This window comes from Salininema proteolyticum (assembly GCF_042685645.1).
Lineage (GTDB): Bacteria > Actinomycetota > Actinomycetes > Mycobacteriales > Micromonosporaceae > Salininema > Salininema proteolyticum.
The window spans coordinates 4,723,015-4,748,721 of the sequence record NZ_JBHUNX010000001.1; the positions used below are offsets into that span (position 1 = coordinate 4,723,015).

The 25,707-nt window shown below is 69.7% G+C and carries 24 protein-coding genes; 9 read left to right on the top strand and 15 right to left on the bottom strand.

Annotated elements, in window-relative coordinates; all coding sequences use genetic code 11:
- Nucleotides 1-13 precede the first annotated feature (13 nt).
- The 10 genes from ACFTE1_RS22120 to ACFTE1_RS22165 are packed head-to-tail and all read right to left on the bottom strand — an operon-like array spanning nt 14 to nt 12,410.
- A complete protein-coding gene (locus ACFTE1_RS22120; protein WP_380623325.1) occupies nt 14-1,330 on the bottom strand; it encodes a condensation domain-containing protein in 1,317 nt (438 codons plus the stop codon).
- The gene (locus ACFTE1_RS22125; protein ID WP_380623327.1) at nt 1,327-2,118 is read right to left on the bottom strand and encodes a glycosyltransferase family 2 protein; all 792 of its coding nucleotides are present in this window, start codon (nt 2,116-2,118) and stop codon (nt 1,327-1,329) included. The genes ACFTE1_RS22120 and ACFTE1_RS22125 overlap by 4 nt, the downstream gene beginning before the upstream one ends.
- Nucleotides 2,115-3,104 (bottom strand): ribonucleotide-diphosphate reductase subunit beta, encoded by a 990-nt coding sequence (locus ACFTE1_RS22130; RefSeq protein WP_380623329.1) that lies wholly within the window; start codon nt 3,102-3,104, stop codon nt 2,115-2,117. Before ACFTE1_RS22130 ends, ACFTE1_RS22125 begins: the two co-directional genes overlap by 4 nt.
- A gap of 2 nt (nt 3,105-3,106) precedes the next feature.
- Nucleotides 3,107-5,206 (bottom strand): HAD-IIIC family phosphatase, encoded by a 2,100-nt coding sequence (locus tag ACFTE1_RS22135; protein WP_380623331.1) that lies wholly within the window; start codon nt 5,204-5,206, stop codon nt 3,107-3,109.
- On the bottom strand, nt 5,199-6,515 hold the full coding sequence (locus ACFTE1_RS22140) for an MFS transporter (RefSeq protein ID WP_380623333.1): 1,317 nt from the start codon (nt 6,513-6,515) through the stop codon (nt 5,199-5,201). The genes ACFTE1_RS22135 and ACFTE1_RS22140 overlap by 8 nt, the downstream gene beginning before the upstream one ends.
- On the bottom strand, nt 6,512-7,570 hold the full coding sequence (locus tag ACFTE1_RS22145) for a beta-ketoacyl synthase N-terminal-like domain-containing protein (RefSeq protein WP_380623335.1): 1,059 nt from the start codon (nt 7,568-7,570) through the stop codon (nt 6,512-6,514). Before ACFTE1_RS22145 ends, ACFTE1_RS22140 begins: the two co-directional genes overlap by 4 nt.
- Complete coding sequence (locus ACFTE1_RS22150; protein WP_380623337.1) at nt 7,567-8,904, bottom strand: class I adenylate-forming enzyme family protein; 1,338 nt, start codon at nt 8,902-8,904, stop codon at nt 7,567-7,569. Before ACFTE1_RS22150 ends, ACFTE1_RS22145 begins: the two co-directional genes overlap by 4 nt.
- Nucleotides 8,901-10,553, bottom strand: coding sequence for a thiamine pyrophosphate-binding protein (locus ACFTE1_RS22155; RefSeq protein ID WP_380623339.1), 1,653 nt, complete (start codon nt 10,551-10,553; stop codon nt 8,901-8,903). Before ACFTE1_RS22155 ends, ACFTE1_RS22150 begins: the two co-directional genes overlap by 4 nt.
- Nucleotides 10,543-11,079: a hypothetical protein gene (locus tag ACFTE1_RS22160; RefSeq protein WP_380623340.1), complete on the bottom strand. Its 537-nt coding sequence runs from the start codon at nt 11,077-11,079 to the stop codon at nt 10,543-10,545. The genes ACFTE1_RS22155 and ACFTE1_RS22160 overlap by 11 nt, the downstream gene beginning before the upstream one ends.
- Nucleotides 11,076-12,410, bottom strand: a complete 1,335-nt coding sequence (locus ACFTE1_RS22165; RefSeq protein ID WP_380623341.1) for an aldehyde dehydrogenase family protein — start codon at nt 12,408-12,410, stop codon at nt 11,076-11,078. The genes ACFTE1_RS22160 and ACFTE1_RS22165 overlap by 4 nt, the downstream gene beginning before the upstream one ends.
- 284 nt (nt 12,411-12,694) lie before the next feature.
- Between ACFTE1_RS22165 and ACFTE1_RS22170 the strand changes: the two genes are divergently transcribed.
- The 3 genes from ACFTE1_RS22170 (at nt 12,695) to ACFTE1_RS22180 (ending at nt 15,424) form a co-directional block, all read left to right on the top strand.
- A complete protein-coding gene (locus tag ACFTE1_RS22170) occupies nt 12,695-13,867 on the top strand; it encodes a PIG-L deacetylase family protein (protein ID WP_380623343.1) in 1,173 nt (390 codons plus the stop codon).
- A gap of 324 nt (nt 13,868-14,191) precedes the next feature.
- Nucleotides 14,192-15,010 (top strand): C40 family peptidase, encoded by an 819-nt coding sequence (locus tag ACFTE1_RS22175; RefSeq protein ID WP_380762882.1) that lies wholly within the window; start codon nt 14,192-14,194, stop codon nt 15,008-15,010.
- A gap of 18 nt (nt 15,011-15,028) precedes the next feature.
- Entirely contained in the window at nt 15,029-15,424 is a 396-nt protein-coding gene (locus ACFTE1_RS22180; RefSeq protein WP_380624443.1) for a hypothetical protein, read from the top strand.
- Between the two features lie 123 nt (nt 15,425-15,547).
- Here the strand turns inward: ACFTE1_RS22180 and ACFTE1_RS22185 are convergent, their stop codons facing one another.
- Nucleotides 15,548-16,444 (bottom strand): hypothetical protein, encoded by an 897-nt coding sequence (locus ACFTE1_RS22185; RefSeq protein ID WP_380762885.1) that lies wholly within the window; start codon nt 16,442-16,444, stop codon nt 15,548-15,550.
- 190 nt (nt 16,445-16,634) lie between these two features.
- Here ACFTE1_RS22185 and ACFTE1_RS22190 point away from each other — a divergent pair, with 190 nt between their 5' ends.
- The 3 genes from ACFTE1_RS22190 to ACFTE1_RS22200 are packed head-to-tail and all read left to right on the top strand — an operon-like array spanning nt 16,635 to nt 18,333.
- Nucleotides 16,635-17,567 (top strand): hypothetical protein, encoded by a 933-nt coding sequence (locus tag ACFTE1_RS22190; protein ID WP_380619312.1) that lies wholly within the window; start codon nt 16,635-16,637, stop codon nt 17,565-17,567.
- A gap of 17 nt (nt 17,568-17,584) precedes the next feature.
- On the top strand, nt 17,585-17,932 hold the full coding sequence (locus ACFTE1_RS22195; protein ID WP_380619310.1) for a YbaB/EbfC family nucleoid-associated protein: 348 nt from the start codon (nt 17,585-17,587) through the stop codon (nt 17,930-17,932).
- A complete protein-coding gene (locus tag ACFTE1_RS22200; protein WP_380619308.1) occupies nt 17,932-18,333 on the top strand; it encodes a YbaB/EbfC family nucleoid-associated protein in 402 nt (133 codons plus the stop codon). The genes ACFTE1_RS22195 and ACFTE1_RS22200 overlap by 1 nt, the downstream gene beginning before the upstream one ends.
- Before the next feature lie 72 nt (nt 18,334-18,405).
- Here the strand turns inward: ACFTE1_RS22200 and ACFTE1_RS22205 are convergent, their stop codons facing one another.
- From ACFTE1_RS22205 to ACFTE1_RS22215, 3 genes are all read right to left on the bottom strand, one after another.
- The gene (locus tag ACFTE1_RS22205) at nt 18,406-18,948 is read right to left on the bottom strand and encodes a hypothetical protein (RefSeq protein ID WP_380619306.1); all 543 of its coding nucleotides are present in this window, start codon (nt 18,946-18,948) and stop codon (nt 18,406-18,408) included.
- A gap of 184 nt (nt 18,949-19,132) precedes the next feature.
- Entirely contained in the window at nt 19,133-20,017 is an 885-nt protein-coding gene (gene thpD, locus ACFTE1_RS22210; protein WP_380619304.1) for an ectoine hydroxylase, read from the bottom strand.
- Nucleotides 20,018-20,267: 250 nt separating this feature from the next.
- Complete coding sequence (locus ACFTE1_RS22215; RefSeq protein WP_380619302.1) at nt 20,268-21,569, bottom strand: nucleotide sugar dehydrogenase; 1,302 nt, start codon at nt 21,567-21,569, stop codon at nt 20,268-20,270.
- Between the two features lie 328 nt (nt 21,570-21,897).
- On the opposite strand from ACFTE1_RS22215, the gene ACFTE1_RS22220 reads away from it, so the two are divergent.
- Nucleotides 21,898-23,025, top strand: coding sequence for a glycosyltransferase family 2 protein (locus tag ACFTE1_RS22220; RefSeq protein ID WP_380619300.1), 1,128 nt, complete (start codon nt 21,898-21,900; stop codon nt 23,023-23,025).
- Between the two features lie 32 nt (nt 23,026-23,057).
- Here ACFTE1_RS22220 and ACFTE1_RS22225 read toward each other — a convergent pair whose 3' ends face one another.
- Complete coding sequence (locus ACFTE1_RS22225) at nt 23,058-23,843, bottom strand: DeoR/GlpR family DNA-binding transcription regulator (protein WP_380619298.1); 786 nt, start codon at nt 23,841-23,843, stop codon at nt 23,058-23,060.
- Between the two features lie 145 nt (nt 23,844-23,988).
- On the opposite strand from ACFTE1_RS22225, the gene nagA reads away from it, so the two are divergent.
- Nucleotides 23,989-25,110 (top strand): N-acetylglucosamine-6-phosphate deacetylase, encoded by a 1,122-nt coding sequence (nagA, locus tag ACFTE1_RS22230; RefSeq protein ID WP_380619296.1) that lies wholly within the window; start codon nt 23,989-23,991, stop codon nt 25,108-25,110.
- A gap of 123 nt (nt 25,111-25,233) precedes the next feature.
- Nucleotides 25,234-25,608 (top strand): VOC family protein, encoded by a 375-nt coding sequence (locus ACFTE1_RS22235; RefSeq protein ID WP_380619294.1) that lies wholly within the window; start codon nt 25,234-25,236, stop codon nt 25,606-25,608.
- The last annotated feature ends 99 nt before the right edge of the window (nt 25,609-25,707 follow it).

Below are 25,707 nucleotides of genomic sequence, written 5' to 3' on the forward strand. Positions count from 1 at the left end.
GCGGTCCTCTTTCTCAGTGGGCGGTGGTCCCGGCGGCGACGGACTCGAACACGGCGAGGCAGTCGCGGATGGCGTCGGGGCCGAAATAGTCCGTGCGGGCGGTGAGGGCGACCTCGACGCTTCCGGGGGAGTCGCGGACGTGGAAGGCGAGGTCCTCCGTTCCGCGATTGTGCGCTTTGGCGGTCCAGGCGAAGGAGGAGGCGGTCTCGGTCGCGGCCTCGGCGGGCGGGGGGTTGAGCTCGAAACGGAGGTCGTTGAACCAGCACCGCCCCTTGAGCCCGGCGGGTTCGGCTCCCGATTCGGACAGGTGCCTCCGGAGCTCCCCTTTGTGGTACTGGGCGTTGCGGTAGGCGGCGAGGCACGCTTTCCACGCCTTCGAGTAGGGCGGTCCTCCGCCGGACAGGTCTACCGCGAAGGCCCCCTCCAGCGCGACGGGGCTGACGCAGTCGCGGAAGGGCTTACGAGTCCTGTTGTGGCACATCAACATGAACATTGGGTGCGTCGACCCGGTGACGTCGCCGAGGGCGGTGGCCGCCGCGGCGAGGAGGACGGCGGTCGTGCTCACGCCATTGGCCTCGGCCAGTGGCGTGAGGGCCGAGGCGATGGCCGGGGAGGTGAGGGTCCCCGTCCAATAGACCGGGTCCCGCCGGTCCGCCAGGTCGGGGCGCGGGTTCATGTCCGGCGTGGAACGGAAGCACTCCACCCAGTGGGAGGCCGACTTTTCGCGGCGGTCGAGGCCTTCGGGCGACGCCTGCCACTCGGCGAGCCGCAGTGGGGAGGTCGCGGGGGGCAGGTCGTCGAGAGTCTTCCCGGCGAGCAGGTCGGACCACTCGCCGGCCAGGATCCGCAGGCCGTTGAAGTCCGTCGCCAAATGGGAGACGACCAGGGCCGCGCGAATGGGCCGGTTCTCGGGGCCGCACGTGATGACGCGCAAGGGCGGCTCGCTGCCGTGCCGGAACCGGACGGTTCGCGACTCGGCGGCGGCCCGGCGAATCGCGTCGTCGGCCGAGTCCGGCGGGGAGGTCATCCGGTGCCAGGGAACGGCGGCGGAGGGGAGGGACGTCTGGACGACGTCGCCTTCGCCGGTCTCCTGGAAGACCGTCCGGAGGGATTCCTGCCGCCGGACGAGGTCGCGCACTGTCGCGGCCAGACCGTCGTCGGTGGTCCCCTCGGGAAGGTCGACCACCCAGTCGAGGTTGAAGAGGTGCTCTTCCTCGCCCCTGCGGACCAGCTCTTTCCAGATCGCGTACTGTCCCCAGGTCGCGGGTCCGCTCTGCGGGCGCCGCTCCGCGGCGTGCACCGTGATGACGTCCTCGGTCTCCGTGTTCACGCGGTTCCCTCCGTGGCAGTGGTGTTCGAGAGCCCGCCCATGGTGTAGTCGACCGTGGGCCGCTCGCTGCAAGTGACGCCGATCCCCTCCCTGCCGAGCCGGACCGCGAAGGCGAAGTCCTCGCTCCACTGCAGTCGGCGCCGGGCCGCGGAGTACTCGGTGGGAAAGGGGATCGTTTCGTGCACCGTGCGGCGCACCAGCAGTTCGTTGGTGTCGAGTCGGGCTATCAGCCGGTCTCCGTGGCGGAATACGTCGCGGACGACCGGTGACCCCGGAGTGAAGACGCCGATCTTCGCCAGGTCTCGGTAGGAGGCCCTCGCCGCGTCGGGGTCCGGCTGCCAGGGGTCGATCCCCCGAGGGACGAATTCACGGCCGTCCGGGGTCGTCAGCCGGCGCCAGCTGTGCGCCACGCCGGCGTCGGGATCGTCCTCGAGGCACTGGGCGAGGCGGGCGAGGTGGTCGGAGCGGTAGGCGTTGTCGTCGTCGAGGTGACCCACATAGGGGTTGTCTCCCAACGCGACGCCGAGGTTCCGCAGTCTGGCCAGCCTGGAGAAGACGTACTCGCCCGACGCTTCCGGCGGGCGCTCCTCGTTGTGCACCACCGCGGCGGGGAAACGCCGCTGCAGTTCGGCGCGGAAGCGCCCGTCCGCCAGAGCAGGGCACGCGTCGCCGACGACGATGTGCCTCACGGAGACGCCGACCTGGCCGGCGACCGAGTCCATGGCTCGACGCAGACCGTCCGGCCTGCCTCGAGTCACGGTGACGACGTCCACACGGTGGTCTGTCATGCCGGGGCCCTCTCGACGGTCGGTGCGGCGGCCACGGCCTCCACGGCGTCGGCGATTCCCGACCCGATCCACTGGACCACGCCGGCCGGCAGATCGAGGAGGCGGAGACGACGATGGGCCTCGGCCTCCATGTCCCGGGCGAAGAGGAGCGCCTCGTCCCTCTCCTCCTCGGTGGGGGTCTCGGGCAGCTCGACGGCGACGGCCAGTGCTAGCGCCCGGCGCAGGGACTCGGCGGTCGCGTCGACGCGCGCGGGTGTGCCGTGTGCGCCGACTCCGCGTCTCAGGGCCTCGATACCGAAGGCCACATGCCTGGCCTCGTCGCGGGTCATCGCGACGAATCCGGCCTTGACGTTCTGGAGCATGGTGCCGCCGCTCAGGGTTCGGACCAGTCCCCGTTGGGCGGGCAGGGCCAGGACGCCTTCGGTCACCAGGTGGAAGACAGCGACCGTTCGCATCCATTCGTCGTACCCGGCCGTGCCTGAGGTGAGCGAGCCGACCAGTTCGGCCTCGAAGCGGTTCAAGGCCTTCTGCGCGGGGGTCGCCTCGCGCCAGGACTCGGTGAGCGCCGCCCGGAGTCCGTCGGACTCCAGCAGGGCCGCCTCCCGGGCGATGCGGTCGAGCAGGCGGGTGTGCCGGGCCTCGTCGCCGACTTGGGTCCCGAGGTAGAGCAGGGCGTCTTCGTCCGGGGCGCAGAGGGAGATCGGCGCCAGGAGGTCCAGCCCGGAGTACTCGCCGATGAGGAAGTGCCGGATGAGCCGCTCCAGCCGGCGCCGTGTGGCTTTGGGGATCCTCTTCCATTGCTCGGCATCGCGTTCGAAGTCCAGTTCCTCCGATGACCAGTGCTGCCGGTCCCAGGCGCGGTACAGGGTCTGGTAGGTGGGGCGGGAGGCGAAGGTGGACTCGGCGTGGCCGATGACCGCCTCGGCGGGCAACTCGGACATCTCGTCCAGGGTCGCTTCGTCGAGCAGGGTGCTCCAACGGGGCATGGCTATCGTCCTCCTTTCGGGAGGTAGTCGACGTGGGGCCCCGGACCGTTCAGGTTCTCGGGGCCGTCCAGGCGGTAGCGGACGGCGGTGTCGGGGTCCGGCTCCCGGCGGAAGCCGGTGTCGGTGAACACGTGTGCGGCGGGACCGTTGCGGTCGGTCGGGACGAACGTTCCCTGGGCTCCTGTCCGGTCCAGGCCGTGGGATCGCAGTGCGGCGGCGAGGAGGTCGGGGCCGACTCCCAGCCCGATGACTCTGCAGCTGACGGTCAGGGACCGCACTTCCCGTTCCTCGAACAGGCACATGCCGACGAGTCCGTAGTCGGCGTACCGGTCGCGGGCCCGGGCGGTGTAGACGCGCCCCTCTGCCACGGCCTTGCCCAGTTCTGCCCGGTCGGGGCGCCACGGGGAGATTCGGAACTGGTTGGTGCGTTCGGACAGTTCGGTCAGGCGCGGGAGGTCGGGTTCGGCGGCCGGCCGGACCTCCACGGAGGCCTGGACCTCGGCGGCGAGTTCGGAGTGGGAGAGCCCTTCGCCGGCCTCGCTGCGGGCCAGCATGCCCCGGGTGGTCTCGGTCCGCGCGGCGGCCTCGGCTCCGGGCGGGGGTCGGTCGAAGGCGGGGTCGCTCAGGAGGGTCTCCCGGAACGAGTGGACCGGGCCGTCGAGGATTCCGACTCCGGGGAGCGCTCGGCCGACTTCGTGGCGTTCGACCGGGTTGTCGTCGAGGAAGACGAGGGCCTCCTCAGCGCAGCCCAGGCGTTCGGCGATGCGCCGGACCCTGCCGGACTTGGGCGTCCAGTCGATGTCGACGATGACGAAGTCCTCGGGCCGCAGCAGCGTCGGGTGGCGGGCCTTCTCCCAGGCCTCCAGGGTGCGTTCGGCGGTTCCCTTGGAGCACGCGGCCAGCAGCAGGCCTCGGGATTTCAGGAGCTGGAGGGACTGGTTCAGGCCGAGGTGCGTCCAGGTGGAGGTGTCGTCGCGGTCCAGCCAGCCGAATCCGTCCTCGGCGGCGATGCCCGGCCACAGGGTGTCGTCGAGGTCGACGACGAGGCACTTGACCCGGCCGCGTGCGGTGTGCGCCTCCCAGAGGTCGAGGTACTCGCGCGCGAGTACCTCCCCGTACAGCGGGAGTTGGTGGGGGCGTTGGACCTCTGGGTCCAGGGAGCCGCCGTGGTGGCCGAAGGGGAAGTGGCGGTCGTCGAAGAGGCGCGCCGCGCCGTGCCTGGCGACGAGGCGCTCTTCGTCGAGGAGCATCAGGCCGGGGCGGTCCCGCAGGAGTTCGTCGAGGTAGGCGTTGAGCTCTGCCGTCACCGCACGGGTATTGACCTCGACGGCGCTTTCGTAGCGGCCGTAAGGGGAGAGGGCGGAGGGGCCGAAGTTGTGGACGATGCCGAGGCCGGGGGCCTCGGCGAGGGCGTCCACCCATCGTCGGACGCGCTCTTTGAGCTGCCGGACCCGGTCGCGCCGCTCACCGGGCGAGGCCAGGGGGCCGGAGTCCCAGAGGGCGGTGAGGAAGGGCTGGATCGGCAGTTGGAGGACGGTGGCGTCGGGGGAGTGCTCCGCCGCGAGCCTGCCGACCTTCCCGGTTCGGTCGGGCCAGGTGCCGACGGCGGTCAGGTCGAGGCCGCGTTCCAGTCCCAGGCGGACGAGCGGGTCGCGGGTGAACTCGGCGGTGCATCCGCCGACGAGGACCATGGTGGTCGGTCGGAGGGCCTCGCGGACGGAGTCCGCGCCGATCCGGTCGGGTTGCCAGTAGCGTTGCCGGCCGGTGTCGGCCATGCGGCTCCGGGTCCCGTGGGCGAACGCGGCGGGCTTCTCCGTCCGGGACACGAGTGCGGTCAGTTCGGCTCGCTCGTCGTGGCCGGGGTGGACGATCAGGTCGCGGCGCTGGAGGAACTCCGCGACGCCCCGCGCGTCGGCTTCTGGGACGGCGGCGCGGATGTCCTCGAGGCCGAAGGAGTCGCGTCGGGCCAGGTCGGTGACGGCCGTGCCCAGGGCGCCGTCCACGACGGCTCGTTCGCCTGTCGCGGTGTGGGTGAGCACCCAGGTGTCGCCGAGGCGGACGGTCGATAGGAATTCGCTGGCCCGGAAGTGTTCGTCAGTCATGGTCGCCCTGTTCGGTCGGGGTCTTGGATCGGGGTAGGTACCAGCGCAGAGTCGCTATCACGGGCAGTGCGATGAGGGCGGCAATGGACCAGGCGGTTCCGTTGAGCGACACCGCGGCCAGGGCGGCGCCGCAGACGGCTCCGGCGACTCCGAACGAGTCGCTGATGGGCACCAGCGCCGCGTAGTAGTGGCCGGCGTAGCGTTCGGGGATGCGTTTCTGCGCTTCGGCGAAGAACACGGCGGTGGCGAGTGCTTCGGTGAGTCCGGTGAAGAACATCAGGCCCAGGGCGAGGACCGGGTCCCCGACGTAGAGCACCGCCGCCCAGGCAACGGCTTCCAGGACGTTTCCGGCGATGTAGAGCCATCCGTTGGGGATCTTGCGGAGTTTTCCGACGACGAGGCCGCCCAGCACGGCGCCGACGGCCATGGCTCCCAGCAGGTACCCGTAGAGGCCTGGGACGGTCGGGAACGAGGTATCGGCCAGCTGGACGAGGAAGAGCCGTCCCATGGCCATGGCTCCCACATAGAAGAAGCCGGTGAGTGTGAGCCCCAGGAGGAAGCGGTCGCGCGCCACCACGCCGACCATGCCTTTGACGCTGTCCCGGTAGGCGATGCGGATCTTGCGCAGCGGCGATGTCAGGGCTGCGAGGAGGCCGTCGCGCCTGTCGTCGCGGTCGTCGCGACCGTGCGCGTCGGTGTCGCCGTCGGGGACGAGGAAGACGAGGAAGGCGGCGATGAGGCAGGCCGCGGCGTCGGCGAGGAACAGGACGGGGAATCCGACCGACACCCAGGCGATGCCCACCAGCGGCGGGCCGATGAGGCCGGGCAGGCGCTCGACGGAGACGAGTTGGCCGTTGCCCTCCAGCTCCCGGCCCTTGCGCAGGACGCGCGGCCGCAGGGCGAGGCGGGCGGGGCCGGCGAACATGTGGCAGAGGCCGATGCAGAATCCCAGGGCCTGGATCTGCCAGATGGCGGTGGTCCAGGGGACGGCGGCGACGAGGACGGCGGCGCCGACGGCGCTGACGGCGGCGACCTTGCGGGGGTCTTTGCGGGCGATGAAGTCGCCGACGATGGGACCGAACAGGACGCCGGGGATCATGCGGGCGGCGAAGGCGAGTCCGGCGGCGACGCTGAGGCCGTAGCTGTCCAGGAGGAGCAGCGGAAGGGCGACCATGGTCACCGAGGAGCCCAGTTCGATCATGAAGATGCTGGAGAAGAGGGCGTAGCGCGCCGAGGCGGGCGGGTCGTCGACCGGTGCGGGCGGTCCGGGGTCGGGTCGGTCGCCGTTCTGCAGTGTCGTGTCGTTCACGGGTTCTCCAGGAGGTCGGGTCGTTCCACGGTGAAGGAGGCGTAGTTTCCGCCGAAGCCGAAGGCGTTGACGAGGAGGCGCCGCAGCGGGCGCTGCTCCTCCGCGGTGGTCACGCGCAGGTGGGGATCGTTCGCGAAGGGCTCGTCGCATCCCTCGGTGGCGGGGATCGCGGAGCGTTCCAGCGCCAGCACGGCGTGGGCGGCTCCCACGAGGGCGGAGGTGTGCAGCAGGTGCCCGACGGCCCCTTTGACGGAGTAGACGGGCAGTCCATCGCGCCGGTGGTCGGCGGCGTAGGAGCGGAGCACCTCGAATTCGGCGCGGTCGCCGACGACGGTGCCGGTGGCGTGGGCGCACACGGCGTCCACGGTGCGGGCACCGGCGAGCGCTTCGTCGATGACGGACCGGGCGCATGCCTGGTCGGTGTCGGTCTTGCCCCGTGCGGCCCGGACGGCCGAACCGCCAATGACGGCGCGCACGGGTGCTCGGCGAGCGCGGGCCGACGACACGGCTTCCAGGCTCAGGGCGGCGGCCCCTCGGCCGATGGCTATGCCGGACCGGCGTCGGTCGAAGGGGCGCACGCGGTCTCCGGTGAGAGCGCCGACCGCCTCCATGCTCAGGGTTTCGCCGGGGTCGGGGAGGGAGGCGCCGGCGACCACGACGGGGCGGCCGGGATCGGCGCGGATCAGTGACGAGGCCAGGTCGATGGCGAATCCCCCTGTGGCGCAGGCATGGGAGAGCGCCATGACCGGGAGTCGGCCTAGGCGGGTGTCCAGTCCTCCGGCGGGTGGCCCTTGGAAGAACGGCGACGTGCCGGTGTCGGGTATCGCCGCTTGGGTGCAGAGTAGGACCGTCGGTGGTGAATCCGGGTCGTGGTCCAGTCGGGCTCGGGAGAGGGCGTCGTCCACCACGCGCTCCAGGGCCGCGGTCTTCTGCCGCGTGAAGTCCAGGTCGCCGTTCAGGGGGGTGGACGCCGCCGTCCACAACCGGTCCAGGTCGCCGCCGCCCGGTAGGTCGACGGAGATGCCGGTCAGGGCCGGCCGGAGGTCGTCGGTCATTGTGCCTCCTTCCGGCCGTAGAGCGCGGCCGAGATCCGGGCGCGGTCGAGCTTCCCGTTGGGCAGGAGGGGGAGGGCGGTGACCCGGCGAACGCTCCGCGGTCGGAGCCGGGGCGGCAGCATGGCGCGCAGGTGGTTGCTCCACGCGGAGAGGTCCGCGTCGCCGGGCGCCTCGACGAGAGCGTGGAGGCGCTGTTCGCCGCGGTGGTCGGGCAGGGCCGCCAGTGCGGTCCTCTCGACCGGGGGGCGGTAGCCGACCGCGGCTTCGAGGTCGCTGAGGATGACGGTCTCTCCCATGATCTTGAGCCTCTCCGAGAGCCGTCCGGTCAGGGCGAGGCCCCCGTTCCTCCATTCGGCCCGGTCGCCGGTGGCCAGCCAGCCGTCGGTCAGGGGCAGCGTGTCGGGTCCGTGGTACCCGATCGACAGGGAGGGGGAGCGGACGGACAGTTCCCCGGTCTCGGGGTCTATGCGGGTCTCCGTGCCGTCCAGCGGGGGGCCGGCGGTTCCCGCGACGGGCCGGTCGCGGTGGTTGACGGCCACGTTGGGGCCGGCCTCGGTGAGCCCGTAGCCGTTGTGGAGCGGCGCGTCGAGGTCCCGGTAGCGGTCCTCGAGCGCGCGCGGCAGGATCTCGCCTCCGCATCCGCGGACGCGGAGCGCCTGGAGCGAGCGGATCCCGGCGGGGTCGCGGAGCCTGCCGATCAGGGTGCGGTAGAGGCCGGGGACGCCGTCGAGGGAAGTGACTTCCCGGTTTCTGACGCGGGCGGTCAGGGCCGTGACGCCGCCGCCGGGTTCCAGCCACAGGGACGCTCCGGCGTGCGCCGCCGTGCCCATGACGCTGAACCCGTAGGCGTGGTTGAGGGGCAGGGGCAGGCACAGTCCGTCGTCAGGCCCGTAGCGGAGCCGCGCCGCGGTCGCGCGGTTCTGGTGGTCCTGCCCGTCGGCGTTGAAGAGGGCGAGTTTGGGGTCTCCGGTGCTTCCCGAGGTGGGGCAGACGAGCGTGGTCTCTTCGGGGAACGGATCGGCGGCGGGGCGGAGCGGCTTGACCGCGACGGGGTCGGCACGGTTTCCGGTGTCGTCGGTCTCGGCGGCGAGGGGAAGCCCCTCGGTTCGGCTGTAAGGGGATCGAAGTACGAGGGGCGCGCCGAGACGGTGGGCGGCGGCCGCGGCGACGACGAACGCGACGCCGTTGGACAGCGGGGCCAGGACGCCCCGGCCCGGTTCCGCTCCGCAGTCGCGCAGCAGCCGCGTGGCGTGATCAACGGTTCGCGCCAGGTGGGAGGGGGTCACCTGTTCGCCGTCGACGTGCAGGCGGAGTTTCGCGTACCGGTCGGTCACCCGTGTCCTCCTTCCGGTCCGGGGGACTCTTCGTCCGCTGCCGGCGGGGCGGCGGCGTCGTCGGCGGAGACGGCGATCAGCGAGAGTTCGCCCTTGCGCGCGTTCTCCTTGGCGGTGCGCAGACTCGTCGTCGGGTCGTCGGCGTCCAGAACGGCGTCGAACATGCCCGCGAGGCTCGGCAGGGTCCGGGACTCGCCGAAGTCCATCAGGTGGGCGGTCGCCGTCCTCTCGGAGCGGGGCCAGCCCCATCCGCCGTTGTCCCAGACGAGGACGGTCGCGCCGATCCGGTGCCGCCGCAGTGTCGCAAGGGCCGGCATGCTCATTTCCAGGGCTCCGTCGCCGCAGGCCGCGACGAGGTCTTCTCCGGTGTCGGCCATGGCCGCGCCCAGCAGGGCGGGCAGCGCGAACCCCATCATGGTCTGCTCGCCCGGTGTGACGACCGAACCGTTGCGGCCCAAGTGGAGGGTGGGGAAGTCGTAGCCCCACAGGTCGTGGAATCCGTTCTCCTGGGCCAGGAGCCATGGAGAGTCGTCGTACGCGTCGGTGAGGGCGCGCAGCGTTGCCGCGACGGACCCTCCTCCGGCTCGGTCGAGGAGGTTCTCCCGTGCCCGGACCCGTTCCGCTCGCCATGCGGTCCGGTCGCGCGCGGGGAGGGCCGCCGTCAGCCGCCGCAAGGCGGTTCGGGCGTCGGCTCGGAGGAACACGTCGGCCTCGGGACCGCTGGATTGTGCGTTGTGGTCGGTGTCGATCCTGATGAGCGCGGTGCGCTCGAGGCCGTCCCATTTCATGCGGGCCGTCTCTTCCAGCCGGGAACCGGCGCAGACGACCGCGTCGGCGTGTTCCACGGCCTCTGCCACCGCGGGGTTGCGGTAGAGGCCCGCCAACCCCAGGTAGGGGTCGCGGTCTTCGGGGACGCAGCCGCGCCCCGAGGCCGTCGACAGGATCGGGGCCTCCAGGACTTCGGCCAAGGCGAGGGACTCTGCCCCGGCCCCGGCCGCCCGGGCGCCTCCGCCGATGAGAATGAGCGGCCGTTCGGACCTCCGCAGGAGTTCGGCGGCCGTGTCCACGTCCGAGGGCGAGCAGTCGGCCGTCGGGGGCGTCGTCGGCGCGGCGTCCGTCGGAGCCGGGGCGGGGTCGCCGTCCCCGACCGGAAACGGGATGTCCAGGACCGCCAGGCCCGGGCGGGGGCCTCGGGCCTGCCACAGCGCCGTTCGCACCGCCCACGGCACGTCTGCCGGGTCGTCCACCGCGTGGTACCAGACCGACAGCGGTTCCAGGAGGGACCGCTGGGCCAGGTCTTGGAAGTCTCCGCGTCCACGACGGGACTCGGGCACCGATCCGACGACGACGACGGCGGGGAGGCCCATGGAGGCGAGCTCCGCCAGCCCGGTCACCGCGTTGGCCAGGGATGGACCGCTGGAGATCTCGATCGCGGCGGGCCGACCGGTCCGGTGCGTGTAGCCCGCCGCCATGGGCCCGAGCATCTTCTGATCGCGCGGGACGACGGCGGTGAGTTCGGAATGGAGGCAGGCGGCGTCGACCAGCGACGGGGTATCGGAGGGGAACCCGGCGACGAAGTCGGTGCCGTTGGCGGCCAAGTGGTCGCACAGGGAGGTCCAGAAGCGGGGCGGGGTCGGGTCAGTAGGCATCGGCGGCTCCGGGGAACAGGAGGGGATTCGGGACGGTCCGGGATACGCCGGACCGCTGGGCGGTCGTTACGAGGGCGGCCTGGGCCTCCAGCCAGTCCTCGTCGCACACGACGCGGACTACGGCGGGCGGGTTGTCCCCCTCGGCCTGTGCGCGGGCGGATATGACGGCGTCCCGTAGGTCGTCAGGGCCGCAATGGTGATAGGCGGCGACGGGGTCGCTCGTGGTGAAGTAGTGGGAGAGAAGGCGGCTCGGTTCGAGCTCCACGGAGGCGGACGGCCGGAGCCGCCACTTGCGCGCCCGGACTCGCTGGGCGTAGACGTCCGCGCTGACGCGGCAGTAGTCGGAGACGGCCAGGTGCAGGGACGGGAAGCGGTTCCCGGAGAAGTGCGCCAGCTCGGTCAGGGCGTCGGAGACGGCTTGGGGAGCCGATCTCCACCAGGAGGGCACCGGCGGTCCCGAGGTGGGAGGCGGACGGTGTTCGGCCTCGGCCCGTGCGATGAGGTTGTCCGCGGCTGTCGGGCTCATCGGCCGCCCTCGCGAGTCGGGGCGAGCTCCGCCGAGGCCAGCAGGGGCCGTCCGATGATCCGGTCTCCGAGGGCGAGTGCGCTCGCTTGCGGACCGAACCCTCCGAACGGCCTGTTGCCGTCTTCCACGTCGAAGGCGGTGCGCGGTCCGCAGTTGACCGATGTGCCGATGACCGGGGCGTTCAGGGCGGGTTCTCCGAACACGCTGACGTACATTCCGCGTTCGCGTTCGGATTCGGAATCCAGCCAGTCGCGGACCTGGCCGACCTCTTTATAGGGGGCCAGACAGACGATGGGGGAGAACAGTTCCGGCGGGTGCGCGCCGGCCAGGGCCGGGAGTCGGACGAGAGTCGGTTCGATCCACTGCGCGGTGACGTCTATGCGGCCGCCGCCGACGATACTGGTGCGGTGGCGGAAGAGGAAGTCCGAGGCGGCGGTGAACGCGTCGCCGTAGTAGAGGGGCGGGTTGGTCATGCCGCGTGCGGTGGTGTCCGACCGTTCGATCGATCTGAGCGAGCGGGCGATCCTCTCGCTCAGGTCGTCGATCACCTCATGGGAGGCGATGACCAGGTCGGGGCTGAGGCAGTCCTGGCCCCCGTTGTACATGCGGGCGCGGACGACGGCCTCGGCGGCCCGTCCGGTGTCGGCGTCCGGGCCGACCACGATCGGGTTGGGGCCCGATCCGAAGTGGAGCAGGGGAACGGAGTCGGGTAGGGCCTTGCGGATTCGGAGCATATTGTCGTAGCGGCCGGAGAAGAGCACCATGTCGGCTTCGGAGGCCGTCGCGAGGAACTGCCGCTGCGTCTGGTCGGCGATCGCGGCCCGTGACCCGGGGAGGTCGCGGAGGATGCCGTCGAGGTCGAGAACGGTGTCCTTGACGCGGCCAGACGGCCGGATCAGGACCTCGTCGGCGTACAGGCTCGGGACGAGTCCGAAGAGGACGTATGAGTAGAGGAGGTTGTTGGAGGGAAGGAAGACGCAGATCCTTTTGACCCGTCGGGGCCGCTGCTCTCGGATCTCGGCGGGGGCGCCGTCCAGGACGGCCTGGGCGTCGCGCAGTTCGTCGTGGGCACTGTCGTGTGTGGCCACTGCGGTCAAGGTCTGGGTCAACTCTGATTCGCGCTTGGTCAGGTGCAGGTTCCAGGACCGACAGAGATCGTCGATATCGGATGCGCGCGGTCCCGGGGCGGAGGCGTAGTTCGACGCGGTGTCCGACTTGTTCGCGTCCGCTGTGGGGGCGACGGGTGCGCGTTGGTCCGCCCTTGGTGTCGGGGTGTCGGTGAGGTCGTTTCTGGCCGAGGGGGTTCGGACCGGTGAACGGTTCTTCTCCATGGGTGTCTTCGGATCTCCCTAACTGCGTTCGTAATCCTGGTGTGTCGCAACTGTAAGGGCAGTAGTCAATATACACCAGTAAAGTTTAATGTCAATAGATCGCAGTAAGGAATCCTGATATCGACGGTCATCGCAATGACGTTCTCGGGTTCTCTTGGGTATAGAAGGTTTCCTAACCATGTGGTATAACTGGATTCCTTGTGGAATGTACACAGTTACGAATACTTGCTGTACACGTAGGAATTGCGAAGGGCAGTGTGCGGCACTTGCCGGGAGGTCCCCCCATGATCCAGACCGCCGTTCCCTCCCCCGCCATGACGATTCTCGCCGTCGGGGCGCACCCCGACGACATCGAGATCGGAGCCGCGGGGCTGCTGGAGAAGGCCCGGGAACTCGGGTGTCGTCGATGGATTCTGATCCTCACCGACGATGCCCCGCACCGCGACACGCGTCGTGCCGAGGCCGTCGAGTCCGCGAAGCGCCTGGGAGTTCCGCCGGATCAGGTCCTTTTCGCTGGACTCCGGGACGGGCACCTCAGGGCCGACGGCGACAGCGTCTCGGCCATTCGCGCCCTGGCCTCCGAGCATGGAGTCGATCCCGACCTGGTCGTCGCGCATTCCGCCGCCGACAGCCACAACGACCATGTCGAGGCCGGCCGACTGGCGCGTGCCGCGTTCCGCGAGGCGGCCCTCCTGCACTTCGCCGTCCACCTGTCGGTGGAGGACGGCGCGTTCTTTCCCGACATCTTCGTCGGGCTCGCTCCCCCGCGCGGCGACCGCAAGCGGAAGGCACTGGGCTGTTTCGTCTCACAGGCGGAGCGAATCGAGAGACGCAGTCTCGCCGAGTTCGAAGAGCGCCTCGGCCGGGTCGCCGGGCTCGGGCGGGCGGAGGGATTCGAGTTCGGCGGGCGCGCCATGACGGGGGAGATGAGCGCCAGGATACTGGCGCTCAGCGACTCCCCGTTCCATAGGTTCTGGGCGCCCGTGATGGCACTCGGCCCGGCGACCCTGATCGGCCAGACCGAAGGCGACGACGGCAGGCCCGACATCCGTTCCTGCGAAGCGGTCGACCGCCTGCGCCGTGCGTTCTTCGACCGCTGGGTCCCCTCGTATCCGCTCTGGGAGAGCCATGCCGTCTCGCCCGGGGCGTGGAAGGCCCTGTCCGAGGGCAGCGTGGTGCTGTTCGGTCCGGTGCAGAACCATCCGGTGATCGCCAAGCTGATCGAGGACGAGCGACCCGCCTGGGCGGCGTTCCCTGGAAGGGCCGGCTCGTCGGAGTCCGCAGTGGTCACGATGGAGAATCCGCATTGCGACGGCGCGCTGATCGTGGTCGCCACCGGAACTGACAGCGCGGCGGCGGTGCGCGCCCTGGAGTCGATCACCGAACCGGTCGGGGACCCCCACCCGGACATGCTCGTTCGGGAGGCGAACCGTTCCTCTGCGGTCCAATGCCCATGACCGGGTCGGGGCCGTCACGCCCGACCGGAGCCGTCGGCCGGGTCTGCGCTTCAGGCGTTGGAGAGGGGATCGCGGGTTCGCGGCCGGGGCCCGGTGATCGCCCCGAGACCCTCAAAGAGGCGAGTCGGCCTGGGCGCCACATGAGATCTGAGGGATTTGCATGTGTTTTTTAGTATGGGGTATGTTCGCCATTCAGTCCTCGTGCGTTCTCCGTGACCGGTCGGGTCGACGGTTCGCCAAGGGCTTCGCGCGGACCGTCCGACGTTCGATCCCCGGCACTGGGGCGGTCTCGTCCCGGCCCGACCCGCATAGAGGAGCGCGACCATGGCTGATGTCTCCGCCGACCCCGACGAACTGGAGACCGGGGCCCAACAGATCCGAGACTCGAAGGACGAAGTGGACTCCCTCCTGGAGTACATGGAGGAGGCCAATCCCGACTGGTGGATGTGGGGCATGCCCGGACTGGTCTTCGCCCCGATCTACTTCGCGGGCGTGGACATGATCCGCAACCAGCTCGAAGAGGGAAAAGAAGCCATCGCCGGCGTCGCCTCCCTGGTAGAGAAATCCGCCTCCCGATACCGCGAGACCGATGAACAGATCGCCAAGGACATCGGCGAGAAAGGCGACACCGACGACGTCAAAAACCCCTCCGGCAACGGCGGAGGTGGAAACGGAGGCGGCAGCAGCAGCGGAGGCGGCGGAACCGGCGGAGGAGGCGGCGGTGGCGACGACTCCGGCGGAGGCGACTCGTTCGAACCCGACGAGCAGGCCGACTCCGAAGCGGCCGAGGCGGCCAGGGACTTCGCCCTGGCACAGGACGGCAAGCCCTACGAGTGGGGCGGAAACGGGCCCGACGCCTTCGACTGCTCCGGCCTGATGCAGCAGGCATGGGGCGAAGACAAGCTCCCCCGCACCGCGCAGGAGCAGTTCAACGCCACCGAGCGCATCGACCGCGACGACCTGCAGCCCGGCGACATGCTCTTCTTCGGCGAACCCGGGGACGTCTACCACGTCGCCATGTACGCGGGGGACGGCCAGATGGTCCACGCGGCCAACTCCGACAAGGGAATCGTCACCCAGCCCGTGAGCGAGTACGTCGACGAGTGGAACCAGCCGGTCGCCGGTTACGGCCGGGTCCAGTAGCAGAAGGGGTGAAGTCCGATGTCCGACAACGTATCGGTGGTCGACCCGGGCCTGGAGCAGGCCTTCGCGGCCTTCATGAGGGCCTTCTACCGGGCCGAGTTCAACTGTTCGAGCGCCGAGGAGAAGGTCGCGGCCTACCGGGCCTGGCAGCCGCTGTTCAGCACCGGCACCAGGCACCGGGTGGACCGCCACATCGAGTTCTGGTCGGGTAGCGGGCCCGTCTCGCCTCCCGATCCCTCGGCGGATCCCAAGGACCCCGACTACGACATCCACGGCACGAGCTTCCGCGAGGACGGCTCCGGCGTGGTGGTCGTGAGCCTCGGCAGCGGGGCCCACCGTTTCCGCGTGTCGATGGTCGCCGAAAGCGGCGGATGGAAGTGGGACGGCGGGCTGGACCTGCCGGCCCCGTTCTGACCGGGAGACCCGTACGGCGGGAGCAGGACAACTCGTGCACGGTCGCACGGGACACCTTCAAGCGGAGACCCACACGGCGGGGGCGGGGCCGGACGGACCGGTCCCGCCCCCGCCGTGTCCGCGTCAGTTGTTCTCGTCGTAGGAGGAGAGGAGGTCACGCGCCATGCCCTCGTGCTTCGCGTAGGCGTCCGGATAGGCGGAGTTCTGCACCGCCTGGGCCGCCTCGGTGACCGACATGTCCTCCCAGCCGTCCACGTTGTCCAGCGCGTCGTAGAACTTGCCGGCCGACTGCTCGGGGTCCATCATCTCCTCGACCGGCCCCCACCACTCTTCCCGCTGCTGGAACAGACCCACCGAGTCGTGGTCCGATCCGCCGTGCTCCGAGTCGGTGTACTGCTCACTGCCTGGAACGTTGTCGCTGTATCGGTTGTAGAACGTCGACTCCTGCATGGCGGTGGACAGGGCCACGACGATCGCCTCGTCGCTCATGCCCTTCTCCCGGCCGGCCTCGATGATGCTGGCGACGTTCTCCAGCTGCTCGTCGTCCAGGTCCGACGTCCCCGAGGGCAGCGATCCGTCCGGCTCAGAGGAGTCCCCTCCGTCTTCGTCCCCGGTGTCGCCACCGCCGCCTCCTCCGCCGGTTCCGCCGCCTCCGCTGCTGCTGCCGCCTCCGTTTCCACCTCCGCCGTTGCCGGAGGGGTTTTTGACGTCGTCGGTGTCGCCTTTCTCGCCGATGTCCTTGGCGATCTGTTCATCGGTCTCGCGGTATCGGGAGGCGGATTTCTCTACCAGGGAGGCGACGCCGGCGATGGCTTCTTTTCCCTCTTCGAGCTGGTTGCGGATCATGTCCACGCCCGCGAAGTAGATCGGGGCGAAGACCAGTCCGGGCATGCCCCACATCCACCAGTCGGGATTGGCCTCCTCCATGTACTCCAGGAGGGAGTCCACTTCGTCCTTCGAGTCTCGGATCTGTTGGGCCCCGGTCTCCAGTTCGTCGGGGTCGGCGGAGACATCAGCCATGGTCGCGCTCCTCTATGCGGGTCGGGCCGGGACGAGACCGCCCCAGTGCCGGGGATCGAACGTCGGACGGTCCGCGCGAAGCCCTTGGCGAACCGTCGACCCGACCGGTCACGGAGAACGCACGAGGACTGAATGGCGAACATACCCCATACTAAAAAACACATGCAAATTTCTCAGGTTTGGAGGCGGTATGACTGACGAAATCGAGAAGCCCAGCTGGCGCGACGACGCGCCGGAGGCGGCCACCTCCGTCCTCGGAGGCGACGGGCTGTCGGACGCGAGCAGCTGGGTCGACGCCGAGGGCGGCCTCAACAAGGCCGCGGAGAAACTGATGGCACACGGCACGGGCGGAGACCTGGCGGGCCTCAACGCCTCCAACTCCAGGGCCGGCGACGCACAGGTGGACAGCCTCACCGACTGGGGAGGCATCCAGGACGCCTGCAAGGCGATCATGGAGCTGGGACAGAAGATATTCGGAGAGGCCCAGGACCTCGCCTCCAGCAACGAGTCCTCCGGTTTCATGGCCCTCACCCCCGCGGAGCTGGTGGGCCAGTTCGTCGACGTCATACTCGCGCTGCTGCCTCCGCTGGAGGACCTGCTGCAGCTGGTGACCGGCAATGAAGGGGCGATGCAGGCCTCCGCGGACATGTGGATGGCCGTCCCCGATGGGGCGAGCCAGACCGGCGACTACATCAACCAGGTGGGTCAGGCTGCACTGGCCGAATGGGAGGGGAAGGCGGGCTCCGCCGCCCGGAAGCGCCTCGAAGAGGCCGCCGACAGCATCTCGGTGGCGGGCCTGTGGGGCTACGCCGTCGGCATCGGGCTGGCCGCCTACGCGTTCCTGGCCAAGTTCCTCTTCGACAAGCTCAAGGAGTTCATCTCCCAGCAGATCTCCAACTTCCTGACCTTCGACGTGCCGACCCTGGTCAGCAGCGCGGGCCTGGCGACGCCCGTCGTGGCGACGAACCGCGGCATCAGCATCGCCATGACGGTCATGGACGCCGTCACCATCATCAACGCGGCCGTGAGCATCTTCGAGCTCGGCGGTCAGCTGTTCGACATGATCCAGGACGTCATCTCCCAGGTCGGCGAGGCCACGGGACTCCTGGCGTCGAAGGCCTGATCCATAGAGGAGACACCATGCCGATGAACCAGGAAGAGCTGCAGGGCCTCGTCCGGAGGATGCAGGAGAGGGCGGTGGAGATCGAGGGCGAGGCCACCGCCGAGGACCACTCGCTGTCCGTCCGGGTGGCGTTGGGAGGAAAGATCAAGGGCATCGACTTCAACCACCGGGCCTTCAACCGCTCGGGCGCCGAACTGGGCGAGGAGATCGTCAAGGTCTTCAACAGGGCCCTGGCCGACGCCGACCGCCAGATGAAGGAAGAGCAGGCGAGCCTCTTCGGCGAGGACGTCGCCGCGTCCGCCGGAGCGTCCGAACCCGACCTGGACGCGATCCGCGCCCGACTCGCCCCGAAGGGAGAACAGTGATGGCCGACCGGAACCAACGCGGCTCGCTCGAAGACGCCATGGCGAAGATGGAGGAGATCCGGGCCTCCGCGGAACAGACCCTGACCGCCTACGTGGAGGCCAACGAGGAGTTGGGCCACGGTGGCGACACCGAGGTCCAGTCGGAGGACGGCATGATCAAGGTCGCGCTCGGGCCCGACGGAAAGCTGACGCGCATCGAGATCGACGACAGCGTCCTCCGCCTCAAGAACAACCTCGAACCCAAGATCATCGCGGTCGTGGAGGAGGCCTTCGCGACCCGGGCCCTGCGCCAGGCCGAGGTCGCCGAGCGCGTGCTCGGCAACGTCGACATGAGTTCCTTCATGGGCAACGCCATCTCGCCGGAGACGATGGCCAGGGCTCGCGACAACCTCGGCCGGTGAGCCGGTCGCGACCGAGGAAGGGGACCTCCCGCCGGGAGGTCCCCTTCCTCGGTCGCGACCGGCTCACCGGGGTCAGCTGGAGCAGACCTTCCACTCGCCGCCCTCGGCCACGAGCTCGAACATGCCGAGCTCCCGGTTCGAGGGGTCGCCCTGGACGCCGAACATGACCTCCGCGGTGGTCCCGTCGTTGGACCGCACGTTGAAGAGGAAGGCGTGGTCGGGCACGTCGACGATGTCGTCGTGAAGGGTGCCGTTCTCCGCGGCCCGCAGGTACTCGGCAGGCTTGCCGTCGGGGCTCTCGCACATGAGGGAGGCGGCGGTGGCCTCGTCGGCCTGCTGGATCCCGTCGAGCCAGGCCTTCATGGCCGCCTCGGGGTCCCCCGAGGCCTCTGCGCCGGCGTCGGAGTCCGTGGTGTCTCCGTCCGACTCGCCGGGAGCGTCGCCGCCGGTCTCGGTACCGGTGTTGCTTTCGGGTTCGGGGCCGGGGGAGTCGCTCTCCCCTCCGGGGTCCTTGGCGGCGGAGTCGTCGCCGGTACAGGCGGTGAGGGCGAACGCCATGGCCGCCACGGGCAGGAGGGCGTAGCGCATAAGCGCGGGATTCGAGGAATTTTTCATGTGGTCAGGCTATAAGGGGGACGCCAATGGGGGATCCGCCGTCTCGGGGGGGGGACTGCGGAAGCGCGGAATCGCGATGGAGGCCGCCGTTCGGCGAGCGGCGGCCTCGCGGGCTCGGCCGTGTCCCGGCGCCGGCGACCAGCGGTCGCCTTCGACGCTCGTCACCCGTCCGGCTCGGTCCGGATCACTTCACCGGTTCCCAGTGGCGCGAGCCCAGGAAGTCCGGGCGGGCGTCGACCGCCGCGAAGGGCTCCACCAGGGCGTTGTCCACGCTGTTGAACACCAGGAAGAGGTTCGAGCGCGGGTAGGGCGTGATATTGCCGGCCGAGGCGTGCATGCAGTTCGAGTCGAACCACAGGCCCGTCCCGGCGGGTCCGGTCAGCTGGTCGATGCCGTGTTCGTCGGCGAGCGTCCGGAGGGACTCGTGTCCGGGTGTTCCGGCCTCTTGGGCCTTGAGAGAGGACTTGTAGTTGTCCTCGGGAGTCTCTCCGGCGCAGGAGACGAAGGTCCGGTGGGACCCCGGCATGATCATGAGCGGGCCGTTGTGGTCGTGGTTGTCCGTTAGGGCCACTGAAAGGCTGACGGCTCGGATGCGCGGCATGCCGTCCTCGGCGTGCCAGGTCTCGAAGTCGGAGTGCCAGTAGAAGGAGTTGCCTCCGAAACCGGGCTTGAAATTGATGCGGGACTGGTGGATGTATACATCGGACCCGAGGATCTGGCGCGCCACCCCGGCGACCTCGTCGCGGCGGATGAAGTCGGCGATGTAGTCCGACAGCCGGTGGACGTCGAACACGGAGCGGACCTCGTCGGACGCCGGTTCGCGGATCACGCGCTCGTCGTCCCTCAACTCGCCGTCCAGCCGTTCGAGCTCGCGCTTGATCTCCGCGACCTGCGTCCGGGACGCCACCGCGGGGATCTGCGTGTAGCCCTTCTCCTCGTGGGCGGTCAACTGTTCGGCATCGAGTGGTCCGTCGTCCACTCCTCCCCTCACCGCCGGGTCGTCCGTGCGCGGGATGAGCCGCTCGGTCCTGCCGCGGGTCGGGTAGTAGTCGTTGTACGTAGTGCTCATTGAATGCCTCCTAGTCGTGGATGTCTTCGTAAGCGGTTATGTCTCCTTTCCTCCGGTGTACCTCCTTTCTCTCGGTGGGGTTCTGATTCCACTACTACCGAATACGGAGGGTGATCCCGATCGGGGTCGCGGTCGGGTGGTTCGCCGCGCGTTCGGCGCCAGACGCAGCTGAAGGGCCGATCGGGACGCGGAATGAGCGAGGGAGGGCCGGTGTCCGGCCCTCCCTCATTTTCGGTTCAGTGCTGTCGGATTACAGTCTTTCGATTCCCGGGCGGGACTCGAGGACGCCTCGGGTGTCGAGGACGGGTGCGAGTCCGGCGGCCTGGGAGTCGACGTACTCCTTGTGGTGGGTCAGGAGGACGTAGAGGTCGGCTCCGGCCCCGTCGAGGTCGGCGACGCGTTCGACGTCGCGTCCGCCGGCGGTCCAGGACTCGACGTAGGGGTCGTGGAAGGCCAGGTCGGCGCCGGCGGCGATGAGTTTGCGCGCCACGGCCGTCGCCGGGGTCTCGCGCTGGTCGGCGATGTCGGGCTTGTAGGTCACGCCCAACAGGACGACCTTGGACCCGGCGAGGGCCTTGCGGTCGCGGTTGAGCAGCTCCATCGCCCGCGAGACGACGTACTCGGGCATGCGGTTGTTGATCTCCCCGGCCAGCTCGACGAACCGGAACGGGTAGCCGAGCGTGCGGACCTTATAGGAGAGGTAGTTGGGGTCGATGGGGATGCAGTGCCCCCCGACGCCGGGGCCGGGGTAGAAGGCCTGGTAGCCGAAGGGCTTGGTCTTGGCCAGGTCGATCGTCTCCCACAGGTCGATGCCGAGCTCGTTGCAGAACACGGCCATCTCGTTGACCAGGGCGATGTTGACGTGCCGGTAGGTGTTCTCCAACAGCTTGGCCATCTCGGCCTCCTTGGGAGAGGAGGCCGGGTGCACGGTGTCGATGAACCGCGAGTAGAACGCCACCGCCGCCTCGGTGCACTCCGGCGTGATGCCGCCGACGACCTTCGGAGTGTTGACGATCCCCCAGGTCGGGTTGCCCGGGTCGACGCGCTCGGGAGAGAACGCCAGATGGAAGTCCTCCCCGGCGGTCAGGCCGCTCTTCTCCAGCAGCGGCTGCACGACCTCCTCCGTCGTCCCCGGATACGTCGTCGACTCCAGGACCACGAGCGTCCCGGCCCGCAGGCGGTCGGCGATGGTCCCGGTGGCGCCGGTGACGGCGGCCAGGTCCGGACCCCCGGTCTCCGACAGCGGAGTCGGCACGCACACCACGATCGCCCGGGCACGCGAGAGCACGGCCGGGTCGCTCGTCGCCGAGAAATCCCCCGCGCGAACCTCGGCGATGTCACCGTCCGACAGGTCGTCGATATGGCTGACACCGGCATTGAGACCGTCCACGACGCGCTCGCTCAGGTCGAAACCGGTGACCGACAGCCCGGCGCGCACGGACGCCTGCACGAGCGGCAGCCCGACGTAGCCGAGCCCCACGACAACAAGGTCTACTGTGGATTCAACGGGGTCGTCGGAGCCGTCCGCTCCGGCCGGGATTTCGGGCACCATGGTCGCTGCTTTCCAGTCGGTGGAGGGGCGCCGCGCGGCGCGGTCCCAAGGGTCTTCCTCTCTGAAAGATAGCACCCGGACGGGCCCGCCAATGGTGAGCGATGCACGTTTGTGCAGCTAATTCGCCCTGGATTGGTCCAGATTCCACCGACACGCCACGTTCAATTAACCGAAATATCAGACGCGGCTGAGAGGCTGTGGCGTAGACGATGCCGTCTTCGCGGGAGCGCGTCCTGCGCCATCCCGGGTTCCGAGTCCGGCCGCGGGCGGCGGCGTCTGTGTCATGATGGTCTCAGACCCTCTCACCCAGGAAAGTAACTGTTGAAACATGCCTCTTCTGAGCGTAGTGGTACCGGTGTTCAAAGCGGACAGGTTCTTGCCCCAGTGCCTACGCTCCGTCACCGTTTCCTCAACGGATAGTCTCGAAGTGATCGTCGTCGACGATTGCAGCCCGGACAAGTCCGCCGAGATAGCCGCCGAGTTCTCCGCCTCCGACCCCCGGGTGCGGCTCGTGCGGACCGAGCAGAACGGAGGGTCCGGCGCGGCGCGCAACCGCGGCCTGGCCGAGGCGCGCGGAGAGTACGTCTGGTTCGTCGACGCCGACGACCGCGTCGCCCCCGGCGCCGTGGACCTCATCCTCGACCGCATCCGCGCGGGAGCCCCCGACCTCCTGCTCGTGCAGCACAGCCGCATCACCTCCGACGGCGTCGTCCGCACCGCCGGCCTCCCCGAGCTCGCCGCGAGCGCGCCGGTCGGCACCGACTCCTTCACCCTGGAGGAGTGGCCGGGCGTCCTGCCCTACACGCACACCCCGTGGACGAAGGTCACCAGGCGCACCGTCCTCAGCGACGACGGCCCGACGTTCCCCAGCGGCTGGTACACCGACATCCCCTGGACCTACGGCCTGCTGCGCCGCGTCGAGGCGATCGGGCTCGTCCTCGAGGAGTGCTACGAGTGGCACCAGCGCCCGGACAGCTCGATCACGCTCACCCAGGACCGCAAGCACTTCGACGTCTTCCTCCAGTGGGAGCGGACGTGGGAGGACTGGGAGGGCGTCGCGGACGCGGGCCTGCGCCGGGCGCTCTTCTCGCACATGGTCTGGCACCTGCTCATCGTCATGGGCAACACCGACCGCATCAGCAACGCGCAGCGCCGCGACTTCTTCCACCGGGCCCACGAGCTCTGCGAGGCGCACCGGCCCGAGGGCTGGGACCCGCGGGGGCTCAAGCAGAAGCTGCTGGCCGGGCGCTCGTACCGGACGTACGAGGTCTTCCGGAGGCTCTGGAGGGTCGTGAGGCGCCTGCGGGACCGGGGGAGGACGGCGCACACCGGCGTCCCGGTGCAGGCCGACACCGCTCCGGCGCCGAAGGGCTCCGGAGAGCCGCAGCGCCTCGGCAAGGGGACGGTGAACCGCTCGGTGCGCCCGGCGCCCGGCAGCGGCCCCGAGGCTCCGTAGAGTCGCCCGTCCTGATCTGGTCGCGGCCCGGGTCAGGACACCACCACGCGCACGCCGGCGGATTCGAAGTCGCGGATCTGCTCCGGCGGCGCCGACTGGTCGGTCACCAGCGTGTGGATCCGGTCGGTCGAGCAGATGCGGGCGAAGGCGTGCCCGGAGATCTTCGAGCCGTCGGCGATGATGACGACCTTCCTGGCCCGTGCGGCCATGAGGGCGTTTATGGCGGCCTCCCCCTCGTGGTGGGAGGTCGCGCCCAGTTTGAAGTCCACGGCGTCCACGCCGAGGAAGGCGATGTCCAGCGTGATCTCGCGCAGGATGGGCGCCGCGAGCGGCCCGATGAGCTCGTAGGACTGCGGGCGCACCACGCCGCCGGCCACCACGACCTTGAGGTGCGGGCGGACGATCAGCTCGTTGGCGATGTTCAGTGCGTTGGTGACTATGGTCAGGCCCGTCGAGCCCGGCGTCGCCACCAGGTCGGTCCTGGTCGCCAGGGAGCGGGCCACCTCGGTGATGGTGGTCCCGCCGTTGAGCGCGATCACCTGGCCGGGCTGGACGAGTTTCGCGGCGGCCTGGCCGATCCGGTGCTTCTCCTGGACGTGCTTGGCCGTCTTGTACCGCAGCGGGAGGTCGTAGGAGATCCCGCCCGCGACGGCCCCGCCGCGGGTGCGGGTGATCATCTGCTGTTGGGACAGTTGGTCGAAGTCACGTCGGATCGTCGCCTGGGAGACCCCGAGCTTGTCCGCCGCCTCTTCGACGGTGATCCTTCCTTGCTCGGCAAGGATTTCCAGCAGCGTGTTCCATCTTGCGTAGCGGTCCATTATTCTCCTAACCGACGTCCGAGCTCAATTATCGCGCGTTATTGTTCGTATTGGGAGCCTGGGTGCGCGTTCAATGCACATTAGGGTTCGATTATGTCAGCCGGCGTGAGGTCAAGCACGCCGCCGTGCTTATAAAGGAGCGTAGATGAGCACATTCCCACCCCATGCGCGGGTAGTGACGGGAGAGGGGACCCTGACGGGGACCGTTGTCACCGAGGGCGACCGCATCGCCGGAGTCGAGGAGACGGCCGGCGAGCCCTCCGGCTGGATCGTGCCGGGCTTCATCGACACGCACACCCACGGCGGCGGGGGCTTCTCCTTCACCGGGGGAGACCCCGAGTCGGCGCGCAAGGCCGCCGCGTTCCACGCCTCGCGGGGCACGACGTCGATCATGGCCTCCCTCGTCTCCGGTTCGCCGGAGTTCCTCCGCGAGGCGACTGTCGGCCTCAAGCCGCTCTGGGAGGACGGCACGATCATGGGCCTCCACTACGAGGGCCCCTACATCGCCGCCTCGCGCAAGGGCGCCCACGACCCCGAGGCGCTGCGCGACCCGTCCGTCGACGAGATGCGCGACCTGGTCGGGCTGGGCGGCGGGTTCGTCAAGATGGTCACCATCGCCCCCGAGCTGGACGGCGCGGTCGAGACGATCGAGTACCTGGACGGCGCCGGGATCGTGGTGGCCATCGGGCACACCGACGCCACGTGGGAGCAGGCGCTGGCGGGCGTCGACGCGGGCGCGAAGGTCGCCACGCACCTGTGCAACGCGATGCGGCCGTTCAACCACCGCGACCCGGGCCCGATCCCGCTACTGCTGGACGACGAGCGCGTCATCTGCGAGGTGATCGCGGACCCGGTCCACCTGCACCACGGCACCATGGAGTTCATCTTCGACGCGGGCCTGCCGACGTGGACGCACCTGGTCTCCGACGCCATGGACGCCGCCGGGCTGGCCGACGGGACGTACATGCTGGGCACTCTGGAGGTCGACGTGGTGGACGGGACAGCGCGGACCAAGGACGGGGCGATCGCCGGCTCCACGATCACGATGCTGGACGCCTTCCAGAACGCGGTGCGCCTCTCGGGCCAGACGGTGGAGAGCGCCGTGGCGATGACCGCCGAGGTGCCGGCCGAGACGTTCGGCCTGGCCGACGCGGGCATCATCGAGCCCGGCCGCCGTGCCGACCTCGTCGTGCTGGACGACGACCTGGAGCTGCGCGGCGTCATGCGCGGCGGCGAGTGGGTGCCGACCGCCGGCGGGGAGTCGTGAGCCGCGGGTGAGCGCCCATCGGGCGCGCTGATAGCGGAACCGTGGGGGCGGGGCGGCCGACCTCCGCCCCTCGGTTTTATTGATTGCACACCATTTCCTAACCGGCCGTGTTCCAATGGCGCGGTGAAGGTATTGGCAGTGGACAACATCCTCGTCCCCGTCGGAGACCTGACGGCGGCGCGGGAGTTCTACGGGTTCCGGCTGGGCCTCCGGGCGCGCGTCGACGACCCCGAGCGGGACATGATCCTCTTCGACACCGCTCCCTCCTCCCCGGGGCTGCTCCTCCACACCGCGCCCGTGGACGGGCGCGGAGGCGCCGTCGGGATGCGCGTCTGGCTGGAGGTGGAGGACGTGACCGAGACGGTGACCGTGCTGCGGGCGCGCGGCGTCCACCCGATGGGCGACCCGTACTGGGTCGGGAGCGGCGAGGCCGTCGAACTGGCCGATCCGTGGGGCAACGTCATAGGCCTGACCGACTACTCCGGCATGGAGCCCTGAGGAGCGGACGGCCGAGCCCGGCCCTCGGGATGGACCGGCTCCGCCCGGACAGAGTCCGGGTTCACCTCCGTCTACCAGGGGCTTGGTGAGGCGGACCGG